The sequence below is a fragment of the Microcoleus sp. MON1_C5 genome, assembly GCF_036701875.1.
Lineage (GTDB): Bacteria > Cyanobacteriota > Cyanobacteriia > Cyanobacteriales > Microcoleaceae > Microcoleus.
Genome location: NZ_JAUBRN010000027.1, coordinates 1 through 19143, shown reverse-complemented (window position 1 = coordinate 19143; position 19143 = coordinate 1). Strand labels below are relative to the sequence as shown.

15 protein-coding genes are annotated in these 19143 nt (G+C 46.4%); 8 read left to right on the top strand and 7 right to left on the bottom strand.

Translation table 11 applies throughout. The features are described from left to right. Nucleotides 1-480 precede the first annotated feature (480 nt). Nucleotides 481-879, top strand: a complete 399-nt coding sequence (locus QUA71_RS14945) for a hypothetical protein (RefSeq protein WP_039887923.1) — start codon at nt 481-483, stop codon at nt 877-879. Between the two features lie 388 nt (nt 880-1267). Here QUA71_RS14945 and cobT read toward each other — a convergent pair whose 3' ends face one another. The 4 genes from cobT to QUA71_RS14925 all read right to left on the bottom strand — a co-directional run bounded on the left by cobT (nt 1268) and on the right by QUA71_RS14925 (nt 5136). Beyond that, nucleotides 1268-2374 carry a nicotinate mononucleotide-dependent phosphoribosyltransferase CobT gene (gene cobT, locus QUA71_RS14940; RefSeq protein ID WP_333286053.1) on the bottom strand — a complete coding sequence of 369 codons (1107 nt, stop codon included), beginning with the start codon at nt 2372-2374 and terminating at the stop codon, nt 1268-1270. A gap of 445 nt (nt 2375-2819) precedes the next feature. Further along, nucleotides 2820-3575, bottom strand: a complete 756-nt coding sequence (locus tag QUA71_RS14935) for a DUF2232 domain-containing protein (protein ID WP_190663939.1) — start codon at nt 3573-3575, stop codon at nt 2820-2822. Between the two features lie 263 nt (nt 3576-3838). Then, the gene (locus tag QUA71_RS14930) at nt 3839-4336 is read right to left on the bottom strand and encodes a universal stress protein (RefSeq protein WP_333286051.1); all 498 of its coding nucleotides are present in this window, start codon (nt 4334-4336) and stop codon (nt 3839-3841) included. A gap of 89 nt (nt 4337-4425) precedes the next feature. Then, entirely contained in the window at nt 4426-5136 is a 711-nt protein-coding gene (locus QUA71_RS14925; protein WP_006632342.1) for a Crp/Fnr family transcriptional regulator, read from the bottom strand. 625 nt (nt 5137-5761) lie between these two features. On the opposite strand from QUA71_RS14925, the gene QUA71_RS14920 reads away from it, so the two are divergent. From QUA71_RS14920 to pgsA, 6 genes are all read left to right on the top strand, one after another. Next, entirely contained in the window at nt 5762-6061 is a 300-nt protein-coding gene (locus QUA71_RS14920) for a hypothetical protein (protein ID WP_333286049.1), read from the top strand. A gap of 164 nt (nt 6062-6225) precedes the next feature. Further along, complete coding sequence (locus QUA71_RS14915) at nt 6226-8535, top strand: hypothetical protein (protein WP_333286047.1); 2310 nt, start codon at nt 6226-6228, stop codon at nt 8533-8535. Nucleotides 8536-8609: 74 nt separating this feature from the next. Beyond that, nucleotides 8610-10580, top strand: a complete 1971-nt coding sequence (locus tag QUA71_RS14910) for a hypothetical protein (RefSeq protein ID WP_333286045.1) — start codon at nt 8610-8612, stop codon at nt 10578-10580. 274 nt (nt 10581-10854) lie between these two features. Beyond that, nucleotides 10855-11565 carry a sugar transferase gene (locus QUA71_RS14905; RefSeq protein ID WP_333286043.1) on the top strand — a complete coding sequence of 237 codons (711 nt, stop codon included), beginning with the start codon at nt 10855-10857 and terminating at the stop codon, nt 11563-11565. Nucleotides 11566-11648: 83 nt separating this feature from the next. After that, the gene (locus QUA71_RS14900) at nt 11649-12494 is read left to right on the top strand and encodes an ADP-ribosylglycohydrolase family protein (protein ID WP_333286041.1); all 846 of its coding nucleotides are present in this window, start codon (nt 11649-11651) and stop codon (nt 12492-12494) included. Between the two features lie 208 nt (nt 12495-12702). After that, entirely contained in the window at nt 12703-13221 is a 519-nt protein-coding gene (gene pgsA, locus QUA71_RS14895; RefSeq protein ID WP_333220601.1) for a CDP-diacylglycerol--glycerol-3-phosphate 3-phosphatidyltransferase, read from the top strand. 193 nt (nt 13222-13414) lie between these two features. Here the strand turns inward: pgsA and QUA71_RS14890 are convergent, their stop codons facing one another. The 3 genes from QUA71_RS14890 to QUA71_RS14880 all read right to left on the bottom strand — a co-directional run bounded on the left by QUA71_RS14890 (nt 13415) and on the right by QUA71_RS14880 (nt 17663). Further along, nucleotides 13415-15160 carry a diflavin flavoprotein gene (locus QUA71_RS14890; protein ID WP_333286039.1) on the bottom strand — a complete coding sequence of 582 codons (1746 nt, stop codon included), beginning with the start codon at nt 15158-15160 and terminating at the stop codon, nt 13415-13417. Further along, entirely contained in the window at nt 15153-15782 is a 630-nt protein-coding gene (locus tag QUA71_RS14885; RefSeq protein WP_333220605.1) for a hypothetical protein, read from the bottom strand. Before QUA71_RS14885 ends, QUA71_RS14890 begins: the two co-directional genes overlap by 8 nt. Nucleotides 15783-15935: 153 nt before the next feature. Continuing rightward, the gene (locus QUA71_RS14880) at nt 15936-17663 is read right to left on the bottom strand and encodes a diflavin flavoprotein (RefSeq protein ID WP_333220607.1); all 1728 of its coding nucleotides are present in this window, start codon (nt 17661-17663) and stop codon (nt 15936-15938) included. 226 nt (nt 17664-17889) lie between these two features. On the opposite strand from QUA71_RS14880, the gene QUA71_RS14875 reads away from it, so the two are divergent. Next, nucleotides 17890-18015: a hypothetical protein gene (locus tag QUA71_RS14875; protein WP_333286037.1), complete on the top strand. Its 126-nt coding sequence runs from the start codon at nt 17890-17892 to the stop codon at nt 18013-18015. Nucleotides 18016-19143 lie beyond the last annotated feature (1128 nt).

Below are 19143 nucleotides of genomic sequence, written 5' to 3'. Positions count from 1 at the left end.
TTACATTTTTTAATATAACGAAACAACGAGAGCGCTGCCATCGGCCGTTGGAGGACGCTTTTTACACAACCCAAGTAAAAAATCCTTTTTAAATCGGCGACAGCTTAATAACTAAAAAAACTAAAAATCCATTCATCTGAATCCTGAAAGCACTGGCGAGAGCGAACTCAATCTAATAGGACGCTCTGCGATCCGACTCTCAGAAACCCGACGTTTTAACTCTGATTAAAGGTTTGAACGAAGTATGGGGGTTAACCAACCCGGTTCTTGTGTCCCAGACTGTGTAAAACCTAGAATCTAAAATCTACAATCGACTCACGAATGGCGAGCGATTATCTTCAAGCTGGCTCCCTAAATCTACCGTCAGGATTGGGAACACAACAATTACGTCAAAAATTAAATAATTTAGTGATAAATCCCAGTTATGTAAAGATTTACCTTATATGTAAAGATATAAGTTACGAGCCAAAGGATGATTGTATGGAAGCGCTCCGCCAGCAAGTTACAGTATTGAGCCAACAAGTCGATGCCCTCTACAAACTCATAGAAAACCTCAATGAAAAGTTCTTGGAGTCTGCCAAGGACACGAAGCTGACCCAGCAACAGAGAAACGATCGCTCTGGAACCCTAGGAAATGACCAAACCTCGCCCTATCAAAGCTACAGCAGTCTCGACGGCCTCCTCGAACACAAGGACATACTGTTAGATGACAGCTACTTCGACAAGAATTCTCAAAGCTTGGAAAAAGAGCTGAGCGCAGAGATTCAAATCCAGCGCTTAACTGCTCAGCTAACAGCAGCTTATAATCGAATTGCCGCCTTGGAAGAACAGTTGCTCTCGAAAAGAATGCACTCGCAACATCTAGGCGGGCCTAATTAAATATTGCTAGCGGGGATCGGGTACTAATCAAAAAAAAATACAAGTTGTTTTGATTTATGCTCGTCTACTTATAGATTCATTGCATAGAGTTTTTTATCTCCCGCAATTAGCAGGGGGAATACTGCATCCAAGCCAGATATTGTGTAGGTAATTCTGTAAATATGAGAGCATAAATGCTACAGAAAGTGATATAATTATTCAGCTAAAAGCAAGCTGGGTGAGCAGCACAACCATGTTCGCAGCTCGATCGGCGCATCTGAATTTTTAATGTTTAATTCCTAAGATTCCTGGACGCACAGAAAACTAAAAACCCGGTTTGCGAGTGTATTCGTTGCTGCAAAACCCCCATATTTTCAGTAAAAACCTGGTTTTTTGCCTCCAGGACTCTCTAATGTTTAATTTCACACCGCGAGGCTAAAGCTTCAACAGCTTGGAGGAGTTGAGGAGGAGTCCAATTTGCAGTCAGGCCACTGGCGATCGCACAGGCTCCCGCACCGACACCTTCCTTAACATAGCCGCGATCGTAAGCTTGCAGTTGCCCGTAGCGAGATCCCGCAAAACTTAGCTGCGCCGCTAACAGAGGCACACCGCCGATATGATTAGCAAGTCCTACAGTGTCTCCTGTAGGGTCTTCGGCCACCCAGCGCGTAGTCCCCACCGCAACTTGTTCGGGACGCCATACTAGAGTATATTCACGGGCTAAGGCTTGCATCAAAGCGTACACTGCCAGCATTTGCGTGCCCCCGGCCAGAAGCACCCCGCAAGTCCGACTCGCGGCGATCGCCATTGCCGCGACCGCTATTTGCATCGGATCGCCCACCGCCGCTACCAATTCCAGGGGAGTGCTGTTTTGTCCGCCAATTTCCCACTCAGCATTCTTGAGTCCCGCTGTCACCGCAGCCAATTTTTGAGCGTGATTGCAGCGAGGATGAGAACTATTAACTTTGCCCGCCGCTGCAATACCCAAACCCATTAACACGCCCAAAGCAGTAGTCGTTCCCCCAACTACGCACTCCCCTAAAATTAAATAGCTGCCATTAGTTTGAGCAGCCAATTTAGCTCCCCAAATTAATCCTTGTTCGAGCAAATGTTTGACTGTTTCGAGTTCTAAAGCATTCCCAGAAATCAGACACTTTGCCGGAGTGCCGCCCAAATCAATTGCAGGTACCGGAGGTGGGAGGGGCAAACCAGCATTAAATAGGTAAAGGGGAAGTTCCAAAGCTTCGACTACAGCGCGAGATATTAGTACCGGCGACGCGCCCGCTTCTAGGGGCGGCAAAGGATATTGGGGCGACGGTTGGGGGCCGTTATACAAAAATTCTGCATCGGCTAAACAAGTAAATTGTCGATCGTGCGGGGTTGCTCCTGCTGCTGAAATCCCCGGAATTAAGCCAGTAGCGGTAAATCCTAACACGCAGGCAAATATCGGTTTTCGTCCCCGATAGCGATCGAGCCATCGCTGCCCCTGTTCAACTTTTGTATAAATACCAATCATAATAGTTAGTTATTAGTTATATAGCAATCCTCGCATCATTTGTGAATTTCTTACTTTCTCCCTGCGGGTTCGGGGAGGGTTGGGGTAGGGTAAAAAAATTACGACTTCTGCAAGGATTGCTATAGCAGAAGGAAGAAGGAATAATAAAAAAGAAGTAGTTAGTAATAGTTTCAATGATTTAAAATGCCTTAACCGTCTTGGCGGTTGCTAAATTAGTCATATCATGTCCGCAGTCACGATCGCAATGGAAGAGGTTTGTAGTGAAAATTTTAGTCCTCATAAAAATCTGCCCTTAAAGAGGTTTGTAGTGAAAATCTTAGTCCTCATAAAAATCTGAGGACTCAATTCCTCACTACAAAATTTCTAACGGTTATCATAAGAGAAATAATATAATTGGTAAAGAGATTCTTCTTCCCTCTTCCTTCTTCCCTCTTCCTTCAAATAACTACTCTTCATAATCGATCAAAACTTGCACCCAGCTTGGTGGCCGCGGGATTGGATTTCCCAAACGATCTAATAGCAGCAAAGCTACTAAATGCACTACAAATAAATAGACAATATTGTTAACCAAAATCATCCCGGCGGCGATCGCCCCAATTGTGTTCAAACTCGGTACATTAAGCCAGCCCAGCTTCACAAACACCCACTCCACCATCTCTGTTACCTGGGCGGTTACGTAAACCCATAGATCTTGACCCACCAACGCTGACAGCAGCCAAAACCGAAAAAAGAAGCCGACAGTACCAATTAGTGCGCCCACACTAATAGAGAGTGACCAACTCGCTTTACGCCTCCAAAGTCCTCCCAGCGCAACTCCCATAATTCCAAAAGGCATCACGTATAAAATGCTGCGCGTCGGGCCCATGAGTACCGACAGCAGTAAACCCGATACCAAAGCTGCCATCCAAGCTGCTCGGTTGCCCCAACGCAAGTAAACTAGGGCGATGGGTATCGGGAAAAAAACCCGCAGCAAAGGCCCCAGCGGAAAGTAATAATTTACCAGCCAAATTAAGCTAGCCGTACTTGCTAAAAAAGCTGTTTCTACCAGCCTTAAAGGCGCTTCCCCAGAGGCGCGCTTCCCCGGATCGGGATTGGTACGATCACCAGCCATTGCTGAAATATCGGCGGTTTGCGGCTCGTTATTTGTACTGGGTGAACTACCCGAATTAGACGCAGCGTCTGCTGAAAAAAAATCACTCATCCGATTTTAGATTTTAGATTTTAGATTTTAGATTTTACGGGACCTGCGCCCGATACGGCTGATTCCCGATTTTAGATTTTAGATTTTAGATTTTAGATTTTAGATTTTAGATTTTACGGGACTTGCGCCCGATACGGCTGATTACCGGTTTCACTGTTTGGATGCCTCGCCGCCAAATTTAATATTGCTCGCAGAAACCGGGTTTAGGTAGGAACGCAAGTCTCCTTTTAGATGGATTTTCTCAGCCAAAATTTTCACCAGCATTATTTTTGGATTTTGGCTTCCTGGATTACAAGCACCGAACAAGATGCGTGGTGAACGACATAATTGCTGACGCTGCCGAGAAAAGCTTCTGTAAACCCAGTGCGGCCACGCCTCCCCAACACTATTAAATCTGCGCCCCAATTTTCGGCGGATTCACAGATACAATGCCCCGGATCTCCGTCCATTTTGCAGTCAAATTCCACCTGCAATCCTTTTTTTGCTGCGGCGTCGCAGTAATTGTTCAGCAAACCCGAAGCCTGTTTTACCTCCCTGTCCAGCCGCAAACGTTGAGCTTGATAAGCTTGATCCATTAACTCGACATTAAGACCCAAATCTACCGGAATTGGCACTGCTGTCTGACCCACCGTGCTAACAGTAACGCAGTTAAATAGCATCACCTGGGCGCGATCGCTCAGAGCTAGTTCTAAAGCTTGAGTGAAGACGCGGTGGCCGAGTTCAGAATCATCTAAGGCGGCGAAAATTTTCTTAAAACTCACAGCTTTACCTCCTGCGGGAAATCATTAGTATCAGTTAGGTAACAGAGAGTGCTGTTGAATCTAATTCAAATTAGCAAACTCTGATACTTCTAGACTAACAGACGCTCTAAGGCGTGCAGGTCGGGAATGCACAAAACGTCACGTTCGCGCTGAATAGTTCCTTTTTTTTCCAGCTTGCTCAGCACTCGCGTTACTGTTTCGCGAGCCAGCCCGCTGAGGCTGCTCAATTCTCTGTGTGGCAAGTTGGGAATTTCTGTACCTCCTGTGGACATGATTTTCCCTTGTCCCTCGGCCAAAAATAATAGAATATCTGCTACTCGCGAGGTACTGTCCGACTCTCGCAAACGCAGGCGGCGGTTGACTTGTCGCAGGCGACGGGCCATCAGTTGGGCTAGCCGAATCCCTGCTAGTGGCTCGGTATGAATGAGCTGCACAAAATCCTGAGATGGCATATTGCCGATCAGTGTCGGGGCTAGGGTGATCACATCTGTCGATCGCGGTGCTTCTTCGATCGCGGCCATTTCCCCGAATAATTCTCCTTTCCCTAAAATATTCAGTGTTACTTCTTTTCCGTCTAGGTTGTAGGTGCGAATTTTCACCCAACCATCCAATATAAAATACACTGATGTTCCCCAGTCATTTTCGAGTAAAATCACTTGATTAGACGGATGACTGCGGGTAACGATGTGGACAGTTGCTCTCTCGATTACAGGATCGGGTAATCCTGCAAAAAAAGGAGTAGAAACTATCAATTGATTTATATTGGAATTCGGATCTCGGGTGTTAAAGCGGTCTTCCATGAGGCCATCATTTTAATTTATGCGCTTGAGCTGCGCTGGGCAGTTAGAAATAGCTTGCAGCCGAGTCATTCGATTTGAGATTCAAGAAACAAGGATCTCAAATCAAGGATCTCAAATCGGCAATTTTACCTCTAAAGTTTTGCGGGCAAAGGCTCAATATGGGAATTAATAGCCTCAAGCTCTGATTGGGAGCTAGAAACTAAAGAATATACCATAATTTTTTAGATATATACCACTGAGCAAATTTTATTAACAAAATTTTAGCAAGGTGGCAAACGACTGAGCCGATCGAATTACCTTTGAAAGCACTTCGCTTAGAAAGCTTAACACTGCTGAGAGATTTGTTGTCACTAGGCCCTGCTGTCGAGAAGGCAGAATCGACGAACACAAGCCTGCAAGCACGGTAGACAGATCCCAAATCCGACTGCAAGCCTGAAACCTGGCAAAGGTCAGCACGATCGGCAAAATCCACAGCCATTGCGAGCCTAAAGACTGGCGCTCTTGGCGAGCGAAACCCACCGACTTCCCAGCCAACTTTTCTGCTACCCCAAGATTATTGTACCATTAGTATCTAGCCATGAATACATATAAAAGGCTATAATTAAAGGTTACTCAAACCCAGTATATGGGAACAATCCCGAATCTCGGTATCCCAAACCGCAAATTGTTTGAGGTTTTTTCCAAGTCGGTGAAACAGCAAGAGACAGTGGCGCGCCACCATACTAACCAAACTCGCGGTGACAGTGTGCGGCCCGCCGTTCCAGCCGGTGAAGGCAAAAGTTCGTCGGGATCGCAGCTCTTACGAGCAGGAATCAGCCTCCGGGTCGGGAAACTCGCCCCTGAGCCGCAGAATTTGACAGCACTTGCCATTGATAGCAGCGGGCATTTGGTGCGGAAGTACCGGCTAACCTATCATAGGCAATAGAAGTTATCCGAAGGCAAAACGTTAATTAACAGTTGTCAGAAAATATTAGTGAATTATTGACGGACTCGCATTCAGATTATTCTATCTATTGGCATCGCTGCCGCCTGACTTCAGTCTTTTTTCGGTAAAGTTTCTCCCAAGCCGCATTCCCAGAGGTTCCGCCCTTGAATTCTCAGAAGTACAAAATTCAAGCACTGATTGCTGAGATAGACGAGGTACTCAGCAAGCCCGCACCCCGCTTGCCTTGGACGGGTTCGATCGATACTGTCCACCAGCGCCAACTTTTAGAGCGAGTTCGCGCTTATCTGGTTTCCTCAGACTCAAAGCTAACGGCCGCAAAAGCCCCCGCCCGCCCAAATGTCCGCCCGCAACCAGTTCCAGTGCCCAAAGTGCCTCTGCCCGCCCCTGGCCCCTCAGCAGCAGAGCAAATCATGCTTGCCGTAACCGGAGAAATCAGCCACCTGCGTTCCAGCCTGACAGGGCCGCTCCAAGAAGACATAGAAGCTCTGCGGCAAGAGCAGCAAGCTCTAATTCAAGAAATCAAACAGCTAGAAGCAAAACGGCAGCAGCAACAATCCCTAGCTCAGCAACAAGCCAACCAACAGCGAATCATTGCTGAATTCTTGCAGGTACTGACTGCCCGCTTGGAAGAAACCTTGACTAGCGATTTCTCCCAAATTCTAAGTTCCCTAGAAAATCAGTTATTGCAAAGCAGCGCAACAGCTTACTCTTTGGGCGGTGCGGGTGATGAACAATCGGCTATTGACGTAACACTTAACCGAGAAACCTCAGAAGAACAGCCGCTGCTGACGCCGGCTCAGAGGTTGGAGCAAATGCAACTGTTCCAATCTCATGCTGACAGTCTGCTGATGAGTCTCGATTCTAGGATGGGTAGCGTGTTCGAGGCTTTGCAAGCAAATCTGCAAAGCTATCAAGCTTCCTTGAGACAAGAACTCGAAAATATGTACGGTTTGAGCCAGCAGAGCGAGGCGATGTTCGCAGGTTTGCTCAACCACTTGGCCGCACAGTTGGGACGAGAAGCATCTTCCTACGTTCAACAGCCGATCGATTTAGCAAATAATCTCGAAACCGTCACCCCAACCGCAGCCGATCAATCTCCTGTCGCTCCCACCCTTTCAAATACTTCGATCGAGCACTCAGCCGCAGAGACTCTGACTGAACACTCGGTGCAGGAAATTCGCACCGGCGAATTCGGAGAACAAGACAGATTGCCCTACGCCGGTACAGAAATTTCTCCGCAATTCAGACAGTTGAGGCGCGACCGCGACCGCATTCAAGCCCCCATTTTGCTCCCGGAGTTGGAAGATAAATTTGTCGGTTCTGCACCCGAAGTATCTCGAAATGAAACTCGGTTTCCTGGCGGTGAATCGGAAAATACGTTAACAGAAAAAAACGAAGAGATTGAGGATTTGTATGCAAGTTTGTTCGCGGGAGAAGCGGTTCCTGAAGTAGAATTACAAATCGAAAGTTTCCCGGTAGAAAATACTGAAATCGAGGTCGAAAGTGAAGGTGTAGAGTATCAAAATGCGGCGGATAATGAAACTGCCGACTCGCTAAAAATGACCGAAGATTTGTTTGTAAATCTGCTAGAGGAAGGCGACTCTCTGGAAGAGATTTTAGGAGATGAAGATTCAGACTTTGTAATGGGTAATTCTGTAGACGCTCTAACTTTAGATACTGCAGATTTATTTGAACCGCAAGTGGCAACAGTAGCTCAAGTTTCAGAAGCACCACCCTCAACCGCTGAGGTGCAACTTGAGGCGGACGATCGAGAAAATCTAGAAACGGATCAAAACCTCAGCGACCAGTTCGGCGCTACTGTGCCTCAGTCAGCAGCTTTGCCGTTGAGAACGCCTGTAGAAATTAGCCCTCACCACCCCAGTGCCGCGCCCCATGTGCCGAGTGCCGGCGATGTTCAAACTGGTGAGTTCGACTCATCCTCGCAGGGGCTCGATGATGGGTACATCCAAGCTTCGCCGGACGAGGATTTGCTGCCGGTCGAGGCATTAGAAGATGACCTCGATCGAGCTCTAAATTTGGACAACAATACTCTGGAACTTTTGGAGGCAGACCTCTACAATCTGGAGGGATTGGAAAATACTAGCTCCCGGCGATCGATTTTCTCAGCCGCTAACAGCTTGGATTTATCGGCGAGTTCCCCCGAGGACATTGCAAAAAATCCCTTTGCCGAGGCCGCAGAGGAAGAACTCGGCACGCTGGAGGATTTGTTCTCCGATGTGTTGGAACTCTCACCTGAGGATGAACCCTTTGTTTTGGAAAACGAAGTTGAGGATGACTTGTTTGCAGAGGAAGACGACTCGAATTTGACGCTAGACGAGATTTTGGCTAGTTTGACCGAGACCGATCACCCTTGGACTGATTCTCCCCCTCCAGAAACTGCCGAAACTAACGAACTGCGATCGAGTCCTCCAGAAAGTAAAAAAAAAACCTAATTTCGACAGAGAGTAAAGCAGGAGTTGTTGAGGGGAAAACCGAGTTTAGCGAGTTTGCCACACAGCAGGAAGAGTTGGCGCCTCCTTTTGTTGCAGGTGCGATCGCCCCATCCCGAGAACGCCGGAATTCTAGCTGGTATTTGGGCATTGATTTCGGTTCCAGCGGCCTGTCTGCGGCTTTGCTCGATCGCGAAGCAGGCCAGTTGCACCCGATTTACTGGGAAGCATTGCAGGCTGAGGCTTGGGCAGCAGACGCCAGCTTTCGGATTCCCTCGGCTGCGGTGCTGGCGAACACAGCCCCAGGAAGCCTAGGCTCAGAGGTGACAGTCAAGTCAGTGGGATTCCGACCCCAGGCTTTGGCGGCAGGAGAATTTTTACTGGAAAATTTTAAATTGCCTTTAAAGGTGGGCATTCCTTATCAGCGGGAGGCTGCTGGGATGTACGAACCGCTGTTGCAGTGGTCGCCCTTGCAGGCTTTTTCGATCGCCTTGCCGCTGCAAGGTGTGCGCGCACTGCTGGCTACTTTGAATCCGAGTTTGCGGGGACAAATATTTGACGGATCGGGGGAAGTTTTGGATTCTGCACCAAGGGCAATTTTTGCAGGATTGCCAGTTTCCAATTTAATCTGTAGGGCTTCGGGACTAACGCCAGAAACTCTCGATGCGGCGCTTTTAGACTTGCAGGGTGTAATTTTGGGGACTCCTGCCGGCTGGTCGGATGTTTATATGTTCAATCTGCGGGAGGCGGTTTTGGGCGCGTCTCTGGTGGCTTCTGATTCGCAAATTTTTGTGGTGGAAGATGCGATCGCCACTTTGCTTGCTGCTGTAACTCCTGTAAAAAATGGCATGGAAGTCGAGTCGTCAGCCGTGGATTCTGCTAAGGACGGCGAAGAAGCTGCACCGCTGAGTGTTAATGCTTCGTCTTTTAGCGGGGGAACTTTGATTTTGAATGCGGGGGCGGCGACGGTGGAATTAGCTTTAGTTGAGTTGCCGTCCAATCTTCAAGATTTAACTCGTGCTGATTTTACTTGCCAGAGTTTTTGTTTTGCTGGCGATGCTTTCGATCAGGATATTATCTGTCAGTTGTTGGCTAAAAATGAAACGTGGGGAATGTCGATCGATTTGCCACGTCCGGGGCATCCAGATTTGCCGAGCCGCTATCAATTGCAGCAGCGGTTACAAGGTTCTGCTTTTGGCCTGCAATTGTTAGAAGCGGCAAGGCAAATAAAAGTTATTTTGCAACATCAAAAAAGTTTTGCTTTGGATATTGGCCAGCAGCATTGGGATGTGAAGCGCAAAGATTTGGAAAGTCTGGTTTTAGTGCCTTTTGTGCAGCAGTTAAACCGCGAATTGAATGCTTTGCTCAGCCGCGCGGGAATGTCGCCGGCGGGGATTAATCAGGCGATTTGTGCAGGGGGTATGGGTGCTTGGCCTGCGATCGCCCGCTGGTTGCGGCAGAAGCTGCCGAATGCGATCGTGGTTCAAGACCACGAATTGCAGGTCGATCGAGATATTTTTGAGATTCACAATTCTGCATTAAATTCGGTATCTGAAAGTACAAATTTTTCCCAAAAAGTTGGTCGAGTTGCCTGCGGGTTGGCGAGTTTGGGTCTCTATCCTCACATTTTAGATGTGTCGCAGCAGCAGTACAGCGACTTTTTTCTGCTGTGGGAATTAATGCAGGTTTTGGGTGAGGAAACTTTGAGCTTTCAGGAAATTTTGCAGTTGTTGGAACGTCAGGGCGTCAATACCCGCACCTGCGAACCCCGGATTTTGCGGATTTTGGAAGGAAATTTGCCGGCGGGACTTGTGCCTGCGGAGGAAGATTTCATGCTGTTGGCCCAGGAGTCGAAGCAAAATCCTGATTGGGAAGAAATTTTGGCTGAGCCGCTTTTCTTTGAAGATGTCTCACGGGGTTATCGTTTGAATCTCGAACACGCCTCTGTTGTCCGCGAATATTTAGCCAAACTCGCCTCTAGCAGCCAGCAAAAATTCTTAGAGCCGCTAACACTTGCTTGGGATGTTCGCACCGATATTTATCGCTAAACGGCCAAAAACCCGGTTTCTCAGTAGTATCCTCCCTGTCTTTCGGGAAGAGTCCTAGTCGAAACCAGGTTTTTTTGCGTCTAGGACTAACTTTTTTCTGTAAATTTACGTAAGTTTACATAAACTTTATACGTTTTTATAAAAAATACATAGAAACTTTATAAAAGTATTATTGGTTTTTAAAGATTGTGCAAAGCTCAGCATTTCAGGTTCTGCAGATTTGGGATGGCTAATAAGATGGACGTAAGAGATCGTTAAAGTTGAGACAAATCATATGAAATTTCCCATGGGTGCCTCGTGGAAATCATCATTATCAGAAATCCTGTCCTTATTTTTTCAAGAATTTACTTACAGAGTCGGTGTATCGAAACAACAGCATCACCGATCCGTAACGAGCAAGGTAAAACGGTTAATCGATATTTTGGGATCGCTGCTGGGACTGGCAATTGCTGCTGCGGTGGCGGTGCCGGTGGCAGTGGCGATGCTATTGGACAATCCGGGCCCGCTGCTTTACAGTCAAGTCCGCTGCGGCTTCAAAGGGCGGCTTTTCAGAATGTGGAAATTTCGATCGATGGTTGTCGGGGCAGAAAACCTCAAACATTTAGTTAGGAATCAAGCCAAGGGTCACATTTTTAAGAATGAAAATGACCCGCGAATTACCCGCATCGGCCGTTTTTTGCGGAGGACGAGTTTGGACGAGTTGCCTCAATTCTGGAACGTGTTAGTCGGCGACATGAGTTTGGTGGGGACTCGGCCGCCCACTCCTGATGAGGTTGCTGCCTATGACGAATTTCACTGGAAACGTTTAAATGTCAAACCCGGTATGACTGGGGAGTGGCAAGTCAACGGACGGTCTGGAGTGAAAGACTTTGACGATATTGTACTCATGGATCTCGACTATCAGCGCAAGTGGTCTGTTGTCTACGACATCAATCTGATTTGCCAAACAATTTGGGTTGTCTTCAGTAAAAACGGTGCGTGTTAATAGACTTGCTGTTTTGGGGTGTTTTGGGATTTTAAATTTTAGGAAAAAACAGGGGATGAAATAGTAGGAAACGGATTAAATATATGTTAATAGAATTAGCGATTGGTGATGCTTACGGTGCGGGTTTTGAATTTGTTGACCAGCAGACGATCGAATTGTACAACAATCTCAACGGCTACATCAAGCATCCCCGTCACGACATCCAGCCTGGATGTTACACAGACGATACGCAGATGAGTTTAGCCGTCGCAGAAGCTATCGTCAGCCGAGAACCTTGGACACCGGAACTTTTAGCCAGCAAATTTGTTGCAGCTTTTCACCGCGATCGGCGATTTGGTTATGCTGGCAAAATGTACAATTTTTTGCTACAAGTTCAAGACGGAAAAGAATTCTTAGAAAAAATTCACTCCGCTAGCGATAAAAGCGGCTCGGCGATGCGAGCAGGCCCCATTGGCATTTTTCCTACTATTGAAAAAGTCATTGAAAATGCTACCGTTCAAGCTGCAATTACTCACAACAGTCCCGATGGCATTAATGCAGCTATAGCGGCCGCTTTGATGTCCCATTACTTTATTTATCAGCTAGGTTTAAAGAAGAATTTGGGAAATTTTCTAGAAAGGCACGTAGCTGGTGAGTGGTCGATACCTTGGCAAGGAGAAGTCAGCGTTAAAGGTTTGGTCTGTGTTAGAGCAGCTATTACTGCGGTCATGCGAAATGATAGTATGAGCAAACTGCTCCAAGATTGCATTGCTTTTTCGGGAGATGTCGATACAGTAGCAGCTATCGCTTTAGCTGCTGGTTCTTGTAGCAATGAAATTGCCCAAGACCTGCCCGAAAATCTGGTACAAGGATTAGAAAATAAATCTTACGGCAGAGATTATATCATAGAACTGGATCGACAGTTAATGAATTGCACGATCGACTTCTGACTTCTTCCTGAGATAGGTTACATTCGTTAAATCCCTTACACTGTTTCGTTGCCGAACTTCTTTCTATTAGGATTAAGACCAACTGTCACAAATAGGGTTAAATTTTATGTATGTAGTTGCGCTTGGGCGCTCTTTCCTAAGCTCAGAGCGCTAAAGCGCAACTACATACCTTTGTTTAATTTTCCAGTTAACCTTAGTCCTATCTCTTATGAATTTGCCTAATTTGATTACTTTCTCTCGCTTACTGGGAGTGCCTTTTCTGCTCTACGGTTTGTACGATCCAAGCGCGCAAAGCCGCTGGATTTGCACGGCGATTTTTGTGGTAGCTGCGGCTACTGATTGGCTGGACGGCTATTTGGCTAGGAAGCTGAATCAAATTACCGATTTGGGTAAGTTTCTAGACCCTTTGGTGGATAAATTGTTGGTGCTCGCGCCGCTTTTAGTGTTGATTGAGTTGGGTAGAGTGCCGGCTTGGGGAGTGTTTTTGATTTTGGGCAGGGAGTTGACGATTGCGGGGTGGCGTGTTAATAAAACTACGATTTCAGGAGCTAATATTTGGGGCAAATTGAAGACGGTGAGTCAGATTGTGGCGATCGCACTTTTAATTGCTCCTCTGTCTGAAGCGTGGAATTTTCCCGCAGTAATTGCTTTTTGGGTTTCTGTGGCTTTAACTTTGATTTCTGGCGCTATTTATCTATGGCCGGAAAAGGAAATAAAAGAAAAGTAAGGGAGTTTTATATCATTAAACACGCGCTTTCCCCCAGTCCGGCAGGGGTTTAAACCCCTGCCTCAAAGCAAAAGTCCTCTAAAGAGGACTGTTAAAATCATCAGTCCTCTTTAGAGGACTTTTGCTATTAGCCGGGGGTTTAAACCCCCGGCGGACTTGTGGAAAAGCGAGGATTTATCAAGATTACTTCCCCTTAATAATGACTCCCAGATTTCCGGTAATGCACCGCTGTCACGCCGTCATTTTTGAGCAAATGACCGTTTTCAATCGCCGCATAAACTACCCAGTGATCGCCGCATTCCATCCGACTTATCACTTCGCATTCCAGATAAGCTAGAGCATCAGTCAAAACGAGACAGCCGTTGCTAGCTTCCATTGTTTCGACTCCGGCAAATCTGTCTTCTCCCGGAGCAAAGTTTTTCATGAAATACTTCCGCAACTGTCGCCCTTCTGCTAAGATGTTGAGCACAAATTTGTCTCCGGCATACATCAAAGATTCGATCGATCGATCTTTGGCCACCGCAATCGTCACACCGGGCGGATTAAACGTTGCTTGCGACACCCACGAAGCCAGCATCGCACTGGTGACATCCTCCCGCTTCGCCGAGACTACGCACAGCGAACCAACGAGTCTCCCTACTGCTTGTTCAGTGCGATCGCTTCCCGCTGCTAACTGCGGTTTCGGTGCCCGCAATTTTTGCGATCGAATCAAAGCTTGAGCAAAATCCGTTCCCACATCTGTGCACTCGTGAATCGTCGCCGCCGTCGGCTTAAATTTGGCTCGAATCGGCTCAAATCCAATTCTATAGCCAGCATCTTTCAGCTTGTTTTCCACTAAGTCGATAGCCTCTCCACTCCAGCCAAAAGAACCGAAAACCCCCGCTAGTTTGCTCTTAGTTGCGGTAGATAAAACAATTCCCAAAGCAGTTTGAATTTGCGTCGGAGCGTGTCCTGCTAGCGTCGGGGTTCCGATGATAAATCCCGCGCATTTTTCGATCGCCTCTTTAATTTCCCCCGGTTCGGCAAATTCGCAGTTGATACTTTCCACCGCAACACCGGCTTTCGTAATTCCTTTGGCGATCGCCTGCGCTAAAGTAGCCGTATTTCCGTAAGCCGAAGCATAAATCAAAGCAACTGTCAAGTCTTTTGAATTTTGTTGCTGGCTCCATTCCCGATACAAATTGCTCAGTTCATTAAGGCCGTAACGGACGATCGGGCCGTGACCGGGAGCATAAAATGCTGTGGGTAAATCTGCTAATTTATCCATTGCCGCCAGCACTTGTTTTGCTTGAGATGCGTGCAGGGAATCGTAATAATAGCGCCGATCTTCGCTGTAAACGCTCCACCCTTCATCGAATACTTGATCCCCGCAAACGTGAGCTCCAAATAGTTTGTCCGTTAACACGATTCTAGTGTGTGGATCGTAGGTGCAAAGTTGGTCAGGCCAGCGGGGAGTCGGAGTCGCGATGAATTTTAAGGCGTGACCTTTTCCTAAATTGAGAGTTTCTTCTCCCCGAACGATCAGAATGTTTAATTCTTGTTCGGGAAAAGCGGCCCGCAAACTAATTGCGGCGGGATTCGTGCAAACCAAAGCTACTTGAGGAGCTAATTCTAACAGAGCTTTAATTGTTACTGACCTGTTAGCATTGAAATGCCCCAAAATTATGTAATCCAGCTTGGTCAAGTCCACCCGTTTCTGCAAAAATTCCAGGTAATTTTGAGTAAAAGATTCCCCCGGCGGGTCGAACAAAGCAGTTTTGTCAGCTTGAATAATATAGCTATTTGCTGTCGTACCCTTTTGCAGCGAATACTCGACTTCAAATTTGAGTCGATCCCAAGTGCGCGATCGCAGAATAAAAGTATCGAGTGCGATCGGGATAAACTGCACGTCGCGGGGTTTGACATCAGATGCGAGTCTATTAATCAAAGTGTTAGTCATTTATTGCACCTATGAGAAACTGAACTACAGAACTTCTTTTGATTTCGTGCCAAAACTTGGTATCTACAATGTCAAATCTTGCACCTCTACCCTGTAAATTGGTATCCAGATCAGTCAGAAATTCCCTGGTTTCTAAATCATCCCCAATTTGGATAAAGCTCACTCCAATTTCTTCATCTTTCTCTATTTTATTTGCCGCACTTACAATAATTTCGGCGACAGCAGCGACTTCTTGGGGTTTTTGATCGAGGACTGCAACAATTATTGCTCCTTTCTTCCCTTTGCCATCTGTTTTGTTTGCGAAATAATCGCTAAAACTTGCTTTCAGAGCTTCTTCCAAATTAGTTGCCGTCGGGCTTGCTGAATCCGGTTCCGTATTTTGTCGCTGCAAAATTTCAGCTAACCGGCCAACAGTTGAATTTTTATACTTCCACATAGGAGTAGAAGCTTCGTAAAGGGTGATGCCGTCGCTGTCAAATTCCTGACATTTTTTTGCTAAGTCAATCAGAGATGCCTGTGCTTCTACCCACTCCTCGTACCAAGGATGGTGAGGGTCTCGGCTGGCATCGCTTCTGGCAATAATAATTGTGTAATCTCGGTCTTCTAAAAGATTTGCAGGCATTGGCAATTCCTAAGAGTGAAAATGGAAAAGCAAAAAGTAAGAAAAGGCTTATGGCGCACCGTAAGTTTAGCTGCCGGTAAGATTCGCCATAAGCACCCTACGTTGAGAGTTTTTGCGTAGGTAAGATGCCGCATAAGCACCCGAAATTCCTACCTAATAATGATTTCCGACTTTTCGGTGGTGAACTGCCGGCAGTGCATCTGGATTGGAGACGCGGCCGCTATCGACGATCGCATATACGATATGATGATCCGAAAGTTCCATCCGGCTGACTACTTCGCATTCCATGTACGCCAAAGCCTCTGTCAGAATGGGAGAACCGTTGGTTGCTGGTTGAGTTTTAACTCCGGCAAATCGATCGGCACCAGGAGCAAAACGCTTTAAAAAGTGCCTCATCAAAGTTTGATAATTGCCTTCTTCGAGCACGTTGAGAACAAATTTATCTCCCGCGTGCATCATCGATTCAATAGCCCGATCCTTCGCAACTGCTATTGTTAAACCTAGCGGTTTAAAGCTAGCTTGAGTTACCCAAGAAGCTAGCATCGCACCGCTAACATCGCCTTTTTGGGCGGTAATGATGTACAGTCCGCCGCTGATTCGTCCCAAAGCTTTATCGAGGTCGCTGTCGAGGGATTTCATCTGTTTGACTGCTTTGTCCCGCGTCAGCCACTGTCCCAAGTCGGTGCCGGCTTCGTCGCAAAGTTGATAACTCGCTTCTGTCGGTGATTCTTTAATTAAAATGTTGGGAAATGCTTCTTTTAAACCCAACTCTTTGAACTTGTTTCTCAGCGGGTAAATAGATACGTCATCGCCGCCGCCAGATTCGCACAAACCGAAAGATTGTTTGTTGTTAGCTGCAACTAAAATTGTGTTGATTGCGGCTTCGGCATTCACAGCAGCAGTACCGCCACTCGGTGGCGAACAAATTACGATGCCGGCAGCATTACCGACAAGTTCAGCAACTTCTTGTAAGTCGGCGATTCTCAAGTCCATCATTTCCACAGCGACACCGGTTTTGGTGATACCGTGGGCGATCGCCTGGCTGAGTCGATCGCTAAATCCGTAGTCGGAAGTGTAAAATACCGCTACAGTGGTTTCTGCCTTAGCTTGCGCTTGGCTCCACTTTTTGTAGCGCCCGGTGAGTTCAACTACGTTGTGTCGCAGCAAGGGGCCGTGACCGGTCGCAACTGTACCTATTTCTCCCAACTCTGCCATCCGCTTCATTGCAGCGAGTACCGATCGAGCATTGGGAGCCATCAAACACTCATAATAAAAGTGGTAATCTTCCTCAACTGCTGCTAAATCGTCATCGAAGGTGCTGTCGGAACAGTAGTGCATCCCGAAAGCATCGCAAGTGAACAGCACTTGAGTTTTGCTGTCGTAGCTGAAAATAGTATCAGGCCAGTGCAAGTTCGGCGCCGATACGAATTCGATAATGTGGCCGTTTCCTAAATCTAGTTTGTCCCCGTTTTTTACTACCAATCGCTCAAATGGTTGGTGTACAAGGTTTTCTAAAAATTGAATTGCTACTTTCGCGCCCACGACAATCGCTTGGGGTGCCAGCGCCAGCACGTCTTTGACTAAACCGCTGTGGTCTGGTTCGGTGTGGCTGATAATTAGATAGTCAATCTCTTTGGGGTCAATTTCGCCCGTCAGAGTTTCCATGTATTGCTGGCGAAACTTCTCGTGCGAGGTATCGACGAGGGCGGTTTTTTCACCGCGAATGATGAATGAGTTGTAAGTTGTACCGTTTTTGAGCCCGAATTCGATGTCAAAGCGGTCTCTATCCCAGTCCAGGCATCGAATTGCCGTTGTGTCAGAGGCAATTTCGACTTTTTCCACCGTCAATCTGCGTTGGACTCGTTCAGTCAGCGCTACCATCAGTGCCTCCTTGTCTTTTACCCATTACCTTATTGTTTCCATTCTGACACGTTTCTTTTGTAAATCTTTATAAAATTTCTTATGAGGCTGTTAAGTATCCCAAAATTTATGGCGTAAGGCAGTTCGGCAACAAAGCACTGTACCGGATGTAACGGATTTGAGGAAGAAGGAAAATTCAATAAAATCAATTTTGTGCCTATAAACAGTTGACAATAAGCTTATCTCTGTGGTAAGAAAACTGAGTTCAAGTGGTTGGGCGATCGCCTCTTTAGAAGACTATCAGTCAAATGCGATTCTCGATCGCGCGGCAATTTGGATTAGCGAGAATGACTTGGCATTTAAGTCAACCTAATTAAACGTCAAAGGCGATCGCCCTCTCTTATCCCGATGTGTTTAAGCAGTCGGGGATTTGGGGATAATGATAGAGTAAAAAAAATTCCACTCCACAAGCAAAAATCGACTCATATAGCAATCCTTGCAAGAGTCGTAAATTTTTTACCCCACCCCAACCCTCCCCGAAGCCGCTCTGAGGGATTAATAAATTCACAGGGAGCATCTCAATGAAAGCAGCCAAGCCCAAAATTCGAGTTGGGAGGAAGGAGGCAGGAGGCAGAAGGAAAGAGGAAGAAGCAAGGAGCCAGAAGAAGTGTTTTTACAAATATGAGATGCTCCCAATTCACAAATGATTGAGGATTTCTATAGATGTAAAGCTACAGCAAATTGCAGGTAAATAGAGTACACTTAAAAATAGTATATTAATAGCAGTAATGAAACCATTACCGATCTAAGTTCGAGAAAAGGTGGTCAAAGCTGTGCGTGCAGGGCAACACATCAGTTAGACAACTAGCGACCAGATTTGATGTCAGAAAATATAATTGTTGAGCGACTATTAAAGCGCTACCAACTTACAGGAAATATGCAACCACTTCGTCAAGGTAGAAGTCTCTAAAGTGAGTTGAATGGAGATTAAGCGTCAACTTCATGAACTGGTAGAAAAATATCCAGATAGCACTTTGTCAGAATATTGTGAATACTGGGGATTTTTTTACGGACAATGGATAAGTCCTAGTACCATGTGCCGAGAATTAAAAAGGCTGGGACTAACAAAAAAAGACGCTACGAAGCAGTCAAGCGGCGACAGACCCGGTGCAAAAATTAAGAGGAGAATACTGGGAAAAAGTGAAAAATATATATCTATAAAACCTGGTATTTATAGATGATATGGGGGTTTTACTTATTAACCAGGAATTATGCTAGCTCGCCTCATGGTACCAGAGTATCCGATCTAAAACCATTTTACCGAGCCGCAATAATTACAGCAAGTGGAGCCATTAGTCTTAAAAAAGTGATGACATTAATGATGATGAATGACTTAATGGATGGCAAGGGATTTGAAGTATTTATTGACGGGGTGACAACCCCGTCAAAACATTGATAAAATAAAGGACATAGCCCTTAGACCCCTCTGAAAAAACGGTAG

Bases quoted from the DNA above. Each gene is read 5' to 3' on its own strand.
- cobT (WP_333286053.1), bottom strand. From the start codon at position 2,374: ATGATTGGTATTTATACAAAAGTTGAACAGGGGCAGCGATGGCTCGAT.
- QUA71_RS14900 (WP_333286041.1), top strand. From the start codon at position 11,649: ATGTTAATAGAATTAGCGATTGGTGATGCTTACGGTGCGGGTTTTGAA.
- QUA71_RS14925 (WP_006632342.1), bottom strand. From the start codon at position 5,136: ATGGAAGACCGCTTTAACACCCGAGATCCGAATTCCAATATAAATCAA.
- QUA71_RS14885 (WP_333220605.1), bottom strand. From the start codon at position 15,782: ATGCCTGCAAATCTTTTAGAAGACCGAGATTACACAATTATTATTGCC.
- QUA71_RS14920 (WP_333286049.1), top strand. From the start codon at position 5,762: ATGGGAACAATCCCGAATCTCGGTATCCCAAACCGCAAATTGTTTGAG.
- QUA71_RS14945 (WP_039887923.1), top strand. From the start codon at position 481: ATGGAAGCGCTCCGCCAGCAAGTTACAGTATTGAGCCAACAAGTCGAT.
- QUA71_RS14905 (WP_333286043.1), top strand. From the start codon at position 10,855: ATGAAATTTCCCATGGGTGCCTCGTGGAAATCATCATTATCAGAAATC.
- pgsA (WP_333220601.1), top strand. From the start codon at position 12,703: ATGAATTTGCCTAATTTGATTACTTTCTCTCGCTTACTGGGAGTGCCT.
- QUA71_RS14890 (WP_333286039.1), bottom strand. From the start codon at position 15,160: ATGACTAACACTTTGATTAATAGACTCGCATCTGATGTCAAACCCCGC.
- QUA71_RS14880 (WP_333220607.1), bottom strand. From the start codon at position 17,663: ATGGTAGCGCTGACTGAACGAGTCCAACGCAGATTGACGGTGGAAAAA.
- QUA71_RS14935 (WP_190663939.1), bottom strand. From the start codon at position 3,575: ATGAGTGATTTTTTTTCAGCAGACGCTGCGTCTAATTCGGGTAGTTCA.